Raw genomic sequence first — 11149 nt, forward strand, 5'->3', positions numbered from 1 at the left:
GCCCCCTCGCGAAAGCGAGGGGGAATGGACGAAGCTCTTAGAACTTCAGGGTCACGTCCATCAGGAAGCGACGACCATAGAGGTCGTAGCGGCCCAGACGGTTGGGATCGCCGTCACGATAGGTGCGCATGGCGCGGTTGGTCAGGTTGTTGACCTGGAAGCGCACGCCGACCATTTCGGTGACCTGGTAGGACGAGCTGAAGTCCAGGGTCTTCTCGGTCGTCAGGGTCTGCAGTTCCGAGCCGTTCCAGCCGTAAATCACGGTCATCGGGCTGTGGTACTTGTAGCCCAGGCGCGCTTCGATCGGACCGTCCGAGTACCACAGGTCGACCGTGGCGGTGTGCTTGGCCAGGCCCACCAGGCTCAGCGGCTTCACGGCCGGGGTCATTTCCTTCAGGTCGGAGTCGACGAAGGCGTAGTTCGAATAGATGCCGAACTTGTCCAGGCCCTTGGGCAGGAAGAAGAACGGCGTCTGGAACGTCGCCTCGACGCCCTGGATGTAGCCGCCGCCGCCGTTGACCGGGGTCGACACCGCATAGGTGGTGCCGTTGTAGGTCTCGGGGGTCTGGGTCCAGCCGATGTAGGTGTCGACGTCCTTGTAGTAGTAGGCCAGGGCGACCAGGGCTTCCGGACGGAAGTACCACTCGGCCGAGGCGTCGAACTGCACGGCCTTGAACGGCTTCAGCTCGGGGTTGCCGCCGCTGCCGGTGTAGGGCGACCAGGTGGTCAGGGTCTTGCTGGCGCGCAGCTCGTCGAGCGGCGGACGGGCCACGACCTGGGACAGACCGAAGCGGGCCACCTTGCCCTCGCCGAAGTCGAACTTGACGTTCGCGCTGGGCAGGACGTCCGTATAGTCGTTGTCGACGGTCACGGCGGTGAAGGTGGCGGCGCCGGCGTCCTGGCGGTAGCCGTCGCTGCTGGTCTTGGTGGTGACCACGCGCACGCCGACATTGCCGCTCATCCACGAGCCGGCGAAGGCGTCAGCCGCGAAGTTCAGCTTGGCGTAGGCCTCGCCGACCTTCTCGTTGACCTTCCAGCGCTGGGCCAGGTTGTCCCGGGCGTTGGCGTAGTTGAAGGCGTTGTCGCCGTAGATCTTCCGAGCGATGGAATCCAGGTCGCCCGTGATGACATTCGGCACGTTCAGGCCGCTGATGCTGTACGAGCTGAGCATGCTGGCCGGCACGGTCGCGTTCTGGATGCAGTTGCCCCACTCGTCCTGGACGCTCGGGTCGTAGATGTTGCTCAGATTGGCCGAGTTGGCGCAGACAAACCACTGGGCCTGGCTGTGGTCCTTGGTGCGGTCCGACACGCGGAAGCCGAACTGGAAGCTCTTGAACTTGCCTTCCAGGTCGCGCGTGAAGTCGAGGGCGCCGGCGACCAGTTCGTCGTTCAGCTGCTCCAGGCCGTCGTTCTGGCCGCCTTCGTTGCTGGCCTTGGACCAGCCGCCCCAGACGTTCTGGGTCAGGGTGATCGGCTGCTGCGTCGTGCTCACGGTCGGCTTGGAGCCGGCGCGCACGTCGTAGCTCAGCGAGGTCGGCTCGGAGACCATGCGCAGGGCGCGCCAGTTGTTCTCGCGCTCGGCCTTCGAATAGGACAGGTCGCCCGCCACGACCCACTGGTCGGCGGTCCACTTGCCGTTCAGGCCGGTGACGAACAGGGTCTTGTCTTCGGTGTAACGCGCCAGGATCGAGGTGACGTTGGCGCCCGGCAGGGTCGCGGCCACGACGGTGTTGTTGACCAGGGTGTACGACGCGCCCGGAGCGCTGACGTAGTCCCACTGGTTGCCGTTGCCCCAGTTGCCGCGGTTGCGGGCGTAGACGACCTGGTCCTGGTCTTCCTTGATCTTGATCTTCGAATAGAGCGCGTCGAACTTCAGTTCGAAGTTGTCGGTCGGCTTCCACTGCAGGCCGGTGGAAAGGCCGTCGCGCTTCTGCTCGAGCTTCTTGACTTCGAGCTGCAGGCCCCAGGGCGTGGCGTCGGCCGTGCCGTCGCCGTTCAGGTCGCCGCTGGAGTCGCTGGCGCCGACCGGGGTGCGGATGTTGGAATCGTTCCAGCCCCAGCCCTGCAGCGAAACGTAGCCGTTCTTCTGCTTCTGGCTGGTCAGGCCCAGCACGATGGCCAGGTCGTCGTTGATCTTCTGCACGAACGAGCCGCTGGCGCGGTAGCCGGTCTGGCCGTAGTTCGGAATGTCCTTGCCGCCGTCGTAATAGACGGGGCCGGCGCGCAGCACGACCGACGGACCCTTGTAGTCCAGCGGGTCGATCGTCGAGATGTTGATGGTGGCCGCGACGCCGCCGGCGATCAGGTCGGCCGACTGCGACTTGTAGACCTGCACGCCCGAGACGACTTCCGAGGGATAGACTTCCCAGCGGACGTTGCGGTCGGGCTCGGACGAGGCGACTTCGCGGTTGTTGATGGTGCCGAGCACGAGGCGGGCGCCGAGGCCGCGGACCACCGCCTGGCTGTCGTTGCCGCGGTCGCGGGTGGCGTTGACGCCGGGCAGGCGCGCGATCGACTCGGCGATCGTCACGTCGGGCAGCACGCCGATGTCCTTGGCCGAGATCGCCTCGACCACCTTGTCGGAGCCCTGCTTCACGTCGAGGGCGTCGCGCAGGCTCTTGCGCACGCCGGTGACGACGACTTCTTCGACCTGCGTGTCGGAGACAGCGGTGTCTTGAGCCCAAGCGGCCGACGAAACGGCGAGCAGGCTCAGGCCGCTGGCGGCGGCGAGCAGCATGGATTGACGGGTCATCTAGTTCCCCCAATTGGAAACGCGACGCCTTCTGCGGGCGTGGCTGTTTTCTGGTTTTGTGGATTGGACCGGCGCTCAGATCGCCGGATCAGTGGGGCGCGACGGTCCGCGCCGAAGTCGACCGCGCCTCTGCGGGCGCTGACGCGTCGGTTCTGCCGATCGACGCGTCGGTGCTATTTATCATACCAATCACATATGACAAGCGGTCACGGTTGAGCCGGCAACCTCAATGCACTCGGCTTGGCGGCGATGGTCGCGGTAACGGCGGACGCCGAACCCACGGCCTCGGCGGTCGGGGCGGTGGCCACGGTCACCGAGGTCCCCGGCATCAGGCGGGTGCGATAGACGAAGTCGGCCCCTTCACGAACCATCCGGCGCGGCCCCGCCCCGCCCAGGAAATCACCGTCGATGAAGGCCGTCGGCTGGTCGCCCGCGGCCACCTTGAAGGTGGTCTCGACCGGGAAGGCGTAAGACGTCGACAGCCACTGCATGCCCTGCGTCGGCTGGCCCTTGAAGTCGAACAGGGTCGAATTCTCCCAGTTCGAGCCCGTGCCCCAGCGGGTCTTGCACTTGGTCGAGACCCAGGCCGGCTCCCAGTAGAAGACGCCCGTGCCGCCATTGGCGAAGACGAGTTGAGTGAGGTCGGTCAGGTACTTCTTCTGGCCTTCCTGCGTCGCCGGATAGCCGGGGATCAGCGAATCCTCGCCCAGCAGGTTGGGCGAGCTGTCGGCGCCGTCGGTGGTGAAGGGATAGGAGGTCTCGACCACCACCACGTCGGCCGCATAGGTGTGGCGCAGGTGGTTGATGGTCGCGCCCAGCTGCGCCATCGAGCGCTTGGACCACTTGCTGTAGTAGCTGATGCCGATCATGTCGAAGTCGGTGACCCCGGCCTTGGCGGCGGCGGCGAACCAGTCCTCGACGGTGTCGGGCTGGGCGATGTGCAGCATCACCCGCGGCTTCTTCGAACCCGCCGCGCCGGCGTCGCGCACGGCCTTGATGCCGGCGTTGAACAGGACGGCGTTGCGGTCCCAGTTGATCGGGTCCTTGGCCTTAGCCAGGGTCGAGACGATCTCGCCGTTGGTCTCGTTGCCGACCTGAACCAGGTCGGGCATCAGGCCCTGGGCGTCCAGCTTGCGCAGGGTGTCATAGGTGAAGGCGTAGAGCGCCTTGGCCTGGTCCGGCGTCGACAGCTTTTCCCAGGCCTTCGGAGCCAGCTGCTTCTCGCCGTCGGCCCAGTCGTCGGAATAGTGGAAGTCGAGCAGCACCTGCAGGCCCGCGGCCTTGGCGCGCTTGATGCTGCGGACCACGTCCTCGGGGTTGGAGTACTTGGTCCACTTGGGGTCGTTCCACAGGCGGATGCGGGCGATGTTGGCCCCGGCCTGCTTGAAGTAGGCGTACTGCTCGACCTTCTGGTCGCCCGAGCGGTAGACCGCGCCGCAGTCGTCCATCTCGTTGGCGTAGGAGATGTCGACGCCCAGATAGGTCTTGGGCGGCAGGGGCTCGGCGGCCAGGGCGCTGGTCGAGGCGAGCAGCCCGGCGATGAGGCCCAGCCCCAGCTTCTTCAATCCCGACATGGCGTAAGCTCCCGTTCGATCTTGTAGGCCGCGGGCGTGCGCGGCCGGATTTGCGGGCGGAATATCTTCGTATTGATATTACAAATCAAGCCACAGAACCGGCTGGTCATGTTTCGTCATGAAGGCGGTGCGGCTCCCCTTCCCGCTCGCGACCACGGAATGAGAGCAACGCGTCGATCGGCCATCCAAACAGGTTTGTCATCCCGGCCGGAGGACCGCGCCAGCGGTCCGTAGAGCCGGGACCTCCCACGCCTGCCGCCTGAACCGTGGGAGGTCCCGGCGCTCCGCTTCGCTGCGGCCGGGATGACAACAAGAGGCGCTTGACTCCAAAACCCTTCGGACTGATATTTCTGTCATGACAGAAACAGCTGACATGACCAGAAAGCTCCCCGCCGCGGTCGAGCAGTTCGTCCTGCGCTGGGGCGACATGGGCGGCCAGTGGGGCGTCAACCGGTCGGTCGCCCAGATCCACGCCCTGCTCTATCTGGCCGAAAAGCCGATGACGGCCGAGGACATCGCCGAGACCCTGGGCCTGGCCCGTTCCAACGTGTCCAACAGCATCAAGGAGCTGATCGGCTGGAAGCTGATCCGCCGTATCCCCGTGCTGGGCGACCGTCGCGACCACTACGAGGCCGAGGCCGATCTCTGGCTGATGCTCACCCGCATCGCCGAGGGCCGCAAGGAACGCGAGATCGATCCGATGGTCGAGGCCCTGACCCACGTGCTGGCCGCCGCCGACGGCGACCCGACCCTGGGCAAGACAGCCAAGAGCCGCCTGCGCTCGATGCACGAGTTCGTCAGCACCATCGACGGCTGGTACGGCCAGATGCTGACCGTGCCGCCCTCCACCCTGATGGCCCTGATCAAGATGGGGACCAAGGTCGTGGCCCTGCTGGGCCTGGGCCGGAGCAAGCCGCCCTCATAGGCGGCGCTCCCGGCACGGGGGCGTCGGGGGACGCCTCAAAAATTTTGACCGACAATTTCTGTTTCTACAGAAATAACTGAGAATACGGGGAAGGCAGATGTTTCGTCTCGCAGCTCAAGAGGTTCCGGCCCAGGTCCGCCAGGCAGCGCCGATGGCACGTCCCGACACCCTGCACGACCTGCGCTTCGCCGCCCTGCTGGGGACGGAAGCCTGGGCCGGCCTGCCGCCGGTGGTGCGCGAGCGCTTCAGCAAGCGGATGGCGCCCGGCCTGGCCGTGACCTACGCCGGCGAGATCGTCGAGAGCCGCCGCAACGCCGCCGGCTGGATCCTGGCCCAGCTGTGCCGCCTGATCGGCGCGCCCCTGCCCCTGGGCGACGACCTGGGCGTGGCGGCGGTCGTCACCGTGACGGAAGACCATCAGGCCGGCGGCCAGTTCTGGACCCGGATGTACGGTCGCGCCCATGGATTTCCCCAAGTGATCCACAGCAGCAAGCGGTTCGCCGGCCCCACGGGACTGGAGGAGTATCTGGGCGGCGGCTTCGGCATCGCCCTGGCCGTCAGCGCCGACGCGCGCGCCCTGCACTTCCACAGCGACCACTACTTTCTGGCGCTCGGCCCCATGCGCCTGCGGCTGCCGGCCTGGCTGGCGCCCGGCGAGCTGACCATCAGCCATGTGGACCGCCCCGACGGGCGCTTCGACTTCGTCCTTCGCCTGCATCACCCCCTGCTGGGCGAGGTGATGCGCCAGGTCGGCGTGTTCCGCGAACGCGCCGCCGAACCTCGGGAGCTCCGCCAATGACCGACCTGATCTGGATCCTGGTCTTCGTGCAGGTGGCCATGGGCGGCTTCGACACGCTCTACCACCACGAACTGACCCAGCGCCTGGCCTGGAAGCCGTCGCAGAAGAGCGAGCTGGTGCTGCACGGCGTGCGCAACCTGGCCTATGGGGTGATGTTCGCCGCCCTGGGCTGGAGCCGCCCCGAAGGCGCCTGGGCGATCGCCCTGCTGGCCCTGATGGCCGGCGAACTGGTCATCACCCTGTGGGACTTCGTCGAGGAGGACCGCACCCGCAAGCTGCCGGCCAGCGAGCGCGTGCTGCACACCCTGCTGACCCTGAACTACGGGGTGGTGCTGGCCATACTGACGCCGCTGCTGCTGGGCTGGGCGCAGCGTCCGACCGGCGTCGTGCCCGCCTTCCATGGCGCCTGGAGCATCCTCTGCGCCATCGCCGCCGTCGGCGTGGTGGTGAGCGGCCTGCGCGACCTGGCCGCCGCCGGGCGGACGGCGCGGATCGCGGTCAACGACCCGACGCCCCTCGTCACGGCCCTGCCCCCGCGCCGGTCGGTGCTGGTCACCGGCGGCACCGGCCTGATCGGCGCCCGCCTGGTCGCGGCCCTGGTCGGGGCCGGCCACGAGGTGACGGTGCTGACCCGCGCCAGAGCCAACGCCGCCGCCCTGCCCGCCCCGATCCGCATTGTCACCGATCTTGACCAGATCGCCGACGACACGCGGCTGGACGCCATCGTCAATCTGGCCGGCGAGCCGATCTCCGACGGCCTGTGGACGATCGCCAAGCGCCGCCGCATCGTCCGCTCCAGGGTGCGGACCACCAAGGCCGTGGTCGCCCTGATCGCCCGCCTGGACCGCAAGCCCAAGGTGCTGGTCAGCGGCTCGGCCATCGGCTGGTACGGCCTGCGCGGCGACGAGCCGCTGACCGAGGCCGATGGCGGCGAACCCTGCTTCTCCCGCTTCATCTGCGCCCTCTGGGAGAAGGCCGCGATCCGCGCCGAGGCCCATGGCGTGCGGGTGGTGCGGCTGCGCATCGGCCTCGTCCTATCCACCGAGGGCGGCATGCTCTCCCGGATGCTGACGCCGTTCGAGTTTGGCCTGGGCGGGCCGTTCGGGGACGGCCTCCACTGGATGAGCTGGATCCACCTGGACGACGTGGTGCGGATGATCGCCCACGCCATCGCCACCCCGCAGTGGAAGGGCGCGGTCAACGCCACGGCGCCGCGGCCGGTGACCAACCGCGCCTTCGCCGCCGCCCTGGGCCGCGCGCTGAACCGCCCGGCCCTGCTCCCCGCCCCGGCCTGGCCGCTGCGGACGGCGCTGGGACCGTTCGCCGACGAACTGCTGCTGAACGGCCAGAAGGTGCTGCCGGCGGCGGCCCGCGACGCCGGCTTCCGCTTCGCCTATCCGATGCTCGACGAGGCGCTGGCCGCCCTCGTCGGCCGGCGGACCGCCTCGCGTGAAAAGCGCGCCATCGCCAGGGAGACCCCCGCCAAGGCCTGATTCCAGCATGCGGGATGGCAAGCCCCGCAAGACTTGCTACCGGTAACCCGTCAAGCCGAAAAATCACCGTTCGGAACCCGACGTTCCCTGAAAGTTCCCCTTCCGTAGCGGCGCCACGGCCTGCCATACCTGCACTCAACCACAACGCCGCATAGAGACGGCGACCTAGGAGGAGATGAGGGATATGGCTGACGCCGTTGCGACGTCTGGCGCTAAGGACGGTAAGGTCGTGGAGCGCAAGGACGCCCTGGTCATCGGCGCGGCGTCGGTGGGCACGGTCTTCGAGTGGTACGACTTCTACCTGTACGGCTCGCTGGCGACCTACATCACCCACCACTTCTTCTCGGGCGTAAACGAGACCACGGGCTACATCTTCGCCCTGCTGGCCTTCGCGGCCGGCTTCGCGGTGCGGCCGTTCGGGGCGCTGGTGTTCGGACGCCTGGGCGACCTCTGGGGCCGCAAGAACACCTTCCTCGTCACCATGCTGCTGATGGGCCTGTCGACCTTCGTCGTCGGCCTGCTGCCCAGCTATGAGCAGATCGGCGTCATCGCGCCCATCGCCCTCGTCGTGATGCGCCTGATCCAGGGCCTGGCCCTGGGCGGCGAATACGGCGGGGCGGCGACCTATGTGGCCGAGCACGCCCCGCACGGGCGTCGCGGCTTCTACACCAGCTTCATCCAGATCACCGCGACCTTCGGCCTGTTCCTGAGCCTGGTGGTGATCCTGGCCACCCGCTCGACCGTCGGCGAGGACGCCTTCCAGGCCTTCGGCTGGCGCATCCCGTTCCTGATCTCGATCGCCCTGCTCGGCGTGTCGCTGTGGATCCGCCTGCAGCTGTCCGAGAGCCCGTCGTTCCAGAAGATGGTCGACGAGGGCAAGGGCACCAAGCAGCCGCTGAAGGACAGCTTCGCCCGCTGGGGCAACCTGAAGATCGTCATTCTGGCCCTGGTGGGCCTGACCGCCGGCCAGGCCGTGGTCTGGTACACCGGCCAGTTCTACGCCCTGTTCTTCATCGAGAAGATGCTCAAGGTCGACGGCGCCCTGGCCAACACCCTGGTCGCCATCGCCCTGCTGATCGGCACGCCGTTCTTCGTGGTCTGCGGCTGGCTGTCGGACAAGATCGGCCGCAAGCCGATCATCATGCTGGGCTGCGCCCTGGCCGCCCTGACCTACTTCCCGCTGTTCAAGACCCTGACCAGCGCCGCCAACCCGCAACTGGCCGCCGCCACCGCCTCGGCCCCGGTGACCGTGGTGGCCGACCCGGCCGACTGCTCGTTCCAGTTCGACCCCATCGGCAAGACGGTGTTCAACACCTCCTGCGACCTGGCCAAGTCGTACCTGGCCAAGGCCGGCGTCAGCTACAACAACCAGCCGGCCGCGGCCGGCGAGACCGCCGAGGTCCGCATCGGCGGCGCCACCCTGCCCTCGTTCCGCGGCGAGACCCTGCCGAAGGCCGAGTTCGCCGCCGCCAAGAAGGCCTGGGAGGCAAAGCTGGGCGAGGCCCTGAAGACCGCCGGCTATCCAGCCAAGGCCGACCCGGCCAAGGTCAACAAGCCGCTGGTGGTGTTCGTCCTGACCCTGCTGGTGATCTACGTCACCATGGTCTACGGCCCGATCGCGGCCATGCTGGTCGAGATGTTCCCGACCAACATCCGCTACACCTCGATGAGCCTGCCCTATCACATCGGCAACGGCTGGTTCGGCGGCTTCCTGCCGACCACGGCCTTCGCCATGGTCGCGGCCACGGGCAACATCTACTACGGGCTCTGGTACCCGATCGCGGTGGCCGGGGTGACGGCGGTGATCGGCATCCTGTTCCTGAAGGAAACCAAGGACGTGGATATCGAGGCGTAGGTCGCCTTCGATCGGAGTTGCGAAGGGGGCGCCGCAAGCGCCCCCTTCTTCGTTATGGGCTTGGCTTCAAGGCCGTAGCGAGAACGGCACCCAGCGGCGGTCGTCCTCGAACACCTCGAAGGCCCGGTCCACCGGCGGGAAGGCGCGCTGGGAACAGTCGTCGCGCTCGCAGATCCGGCAGCTGACCCCGATCGGCGCCGAGGGACCGGCCAGGTCCAGCCCGTCGGCATAGACGAGCTGGTCGGCGTAGCGGGCCTCGCAACCCAGGCCCAGGGCATAGCGCCGCTCGGCCTGGCGATAGGCGCCCGACGGCTTCACCACCCCCCGCGCCAGGCAGATGTAGCGCGTCGCGTCCGGCATCTGGGCCAGCTGCACCAGCCAGGCGTCGGGCCGGGCGAAGGCGTCGTGGACGTTCCACAGCGGGCAGGCCCCGCCGAAGCGGGCGAACTGCAGGCGCGTGGCGCTGTGGCGCTTGGTGATGTTGCCGGCCCTGTCCAGCCGCACGAAGTAGAACGGCACGCCCCGCGCCCCCGGCCGCTGCAAGGTGCTCAGCCGGTGGAACACTTGCTCCAGGCTGGTCTGGAAGCTCAGCGCCAAGCGCTCGACATCGTGCCGCGCCGCCCGCGCCGCCTCGCGAAACCGCTCGTGGGGCAAGACCAGCGCCCCGGCGGCGTAGTTCAACAGGCCCGTGCGACACACCTTGGCGGCGCTGTCGCTGCGAAAGCCCGCCGCCGCCAACTCGGCCTCGACGATGTCGGACAGGGTCAGGGCCGCGATCTGGTAGGCCAGCTGGAAGCTGCGGGTGGCCTCGGGGTGGGCCGCGCCGACGGTCACGGTCCGGCTGGCGGGGTCCCAGTGGCGCAGCAGGTCGGCCTCGCCGCTGCGGGCCACGCGCACGCCCAGGCGGTCGGCGAGATACGCCTCCAGCGCCCGCTCGCCGCCCCCGCCGATCTCGCCCGCCAGGGCCTCGGCCGCGACGTCGAGGCTATGGATGTAGTTGTTCTTGTAGTGGAAGAAGTCGCGGACCTCCTCGTAGGGCAAGAGCGCGCTGGCCGCCCCGCGCTCGTCCAGCGACACGGCCTCCTCGGTCGCCTTCAGCCGCTCGTCGAGGCGGCGATAGGCGCGGTGCAGGTCGAGATAGGCCTTGGCGAGGTTGGGCGTGTTGGCCACCGCCGCCTTGATCTCCGACAGGCTGGGCGCTTCCCCTCCGGATGGCGCATCTACGCTGGCCTCGCGCAGGTCGGCGATCAGGCGCTGGTCGTCGGCGGCGTCCAGCGAGGCGGCGTCGACCTCGAACACCCGCATGACGTCGATCAGCACCCGGGCGGTGACCGGCCGCTGGTTGGCCTCGATCTGCGACAGGTAGCTGGCCGATAGGCCCAACTGCGCGGCGCAGGCCTCCAGCTTCCAGCCCTTGGCCTGGCGCAGCAGCCGCAGGCGCGGCCCGATGAACAGCTTCTCTCCCATTTCGCAACTTTGCTATTTCACAAGATGCAAGTTCGCAAGCCCTCCCCGAAACCTCAATTTCCTTGAGCCTTCAGCCCTCAAGCCCGCAAAATCCGATCTTTGCGACGTTCACGCACCGGGCCGGAGTCTTCCTTGCAGCACATTCTCGAAGAACTCGAACGCCGCCGGACCCAGGCCCGCGCCGGCGGCGGCGAGCGCCGTGTCGCCGCCCAGCACGCCAAGGGCAAGCTGACGGCCCGCGAGCGGATCGACCTGTTGCTCGACGAGGACTCGTTCGAGGAGTT

General features: G+C 67.9%; 8 protein-coding genes. 5 read left to right on the plus strand and 3 right to left on the minus strand.

What is annotated here, in order from left to right; translation table 11 throughout:
* Window positions 1-37: 37 nt before the first annotated feature.
* Both AC1RRS_RS24800 and AC1RRS_RS24805 read right to left on the minus strand, forming a co-directional pair.
* Window positions 38-2752, minus strand: coding sequence for a TonB-dependent receptor (locus AC1RRS_RS24800; RefSeq protein ID WP_492857493.1), 2715 nt, complete (start codon window positions 2750-2752; stop codon window positions 38-40).
* 206 nt (window positions 2753-2958) lie between these two features.
* Window positions 2959-4326 (minus strand): glycoside hydrolase family 53 protein, encoded by a 1368-nt coding sequence (locus tag AC1RRS_RS24805; protein WP_492857494.1) that lies wholly within the window; start codon window positions 4324-4326, stop codon window positions 2959-2961.
* A 373-nt stretch (window positions 4327-4699) separates the two neighbouring features.
* On the opposite strand from AC1RRS_RS24805, the gene AC1RRS_RS24810 reads away from it, so the two are divergent.
* The 4 genes from AC1RRS_RS24810 (at window position 4700) to AC1RRS_RS24825 (ending at window position 9398) form a co-directional block, all read left to right on the plus strand.
* Window positions 4700-5251 carry a GbsR/MarR family transcriptional regulator gene (locus AC1RRS_RS24810; RefSeq protein WP_487291687.1) on the plus strand — a complete coding sequence of 184 codons (552 nt, stop codon included), beginning with the start codon at window positions 4700-4702 and terminating at the stop codon, window positions 5249-5251.
* A gap of 97 nt (window positions 5252-5348) precedes the next feature.
* Entirely contained in the window at window positions 5349-6050 is a 702-nt protein-coding gene (locus AC1RRS_RS24815; protein ID WP_492857495.1) for a DUF4166 domain-containing protein, read from the plus strand.
* Window positions 6047-7543, plus strand: coding sequence for a TIGR01777 family oxidoreductase (locus AC1RRS_RS24820; RefSeq protein ID WP_492857496.1), 1497 nt, complete (start codon window positions 6047-6049; stop codon window positions 7541-7543). The genes AC1RRS_RS24815 and AC1RRS_RS24820 overlap by 4 nt, the downstream gene beginning before the upstream one ends.
* 184 nt (window positions 7544-7727) lie before the next feature.
* Window positions 7728-9398 (plus strand): MFS transporter, encoded by a 1671-nt coding sequence (locus tag AC1RRS_RS24825; protein WP_492857497.1) that lies wholly within the window; start codon window positions 7728-7730, stop codon window positions 9396-9398.
* A gap of 66 nt (window positions 9399-9464) precedes the next feature.
* Here AC1RRS_RS24825 and AC1RRS_RS24830 read toward each other — a convergent pair whose 3' ends face one another.
* Window positions 9465-10865, minus strand: coding sequence for a helix-turn-helix domain-containing protein (locus tag AC1RRS_RS24830; protein ID WP_492857498.1), 1401 nt, complete (start codon window positions 10863-10865; stop codon window positions 9465-9467).
* Window positions 10866-10997: 132 nt separating this feature from the next.
* Here AC1RRS_RS24830 and AC1RRS_RS24835 point away from each other — a divergent pair.
* Window positions 10998-11149: carboxyl transferase domain-containing protein (locus tag AC1RRS_RS24835; RefSeq protein WP_492857499.1), on the plus strand; the 152-nt coding region annotated here is incomplete at its 3' end.

Source organism: Caulobacter sp. GW821-FHT12A07 (genome assembly GCF_058807655.1).

Bases quoted from the DNA above. Each gene is read 5' to 3' on its own strand.
- AC1RRS_RS24800 (WP_492857493.1), bottom strand. From the start codon at position 2,752: ATGACCCGTCAATCCATGCTGCTCGCCGCCGCCAGCGGCCTGAGCCTG.
- AC1RRS_RS24805 (WP_492857494.1), bottom strand. From the start codon at position 4,326: ATGTCGGGATTGAAGAAGCTGGGGCTGGGCCTCATCGCCGGGCTGCTC.
- AC1RRS_RS24810 (WP_487291687.1), top strand. From the start codon at position 4,700: ATGACCAGAAAGCTCCCCGCCGCGGTCGAGCAGTTCGTCCTGCGCTGG.
- AC1RRS_RS24815 (WP_492857495.1), top strand. From the start codon at position 5,349: ATGTTTCGTCTCGCAGCTCAAGAGGTTCCGGCCCAGGTCCGCCAGGCA.
- AC1RRS_RS24820 (WP_492857496.1), top strand. From the start codon at position 6,047: ATGACCGACCTGATCTGGATCCTGGTCTTCGTGCAGGTGGCCATGGGC.
- AC1RRS_RS24825 (WP_492857497.1), top strand. From the start codon at position 7,728: ATGGCTGACGCCGTTGCGACGTCTGGCGCTAAGGACGGTAAGGTCGTG.
- AC1RRS_RS24830 (WP_492857498.1), bottom strand. From the start codon at position 10,865: ATGGGAGAGAAGCTGTTCATCGGGCCGCGCCTGCGGCTGCTGCGCCAG.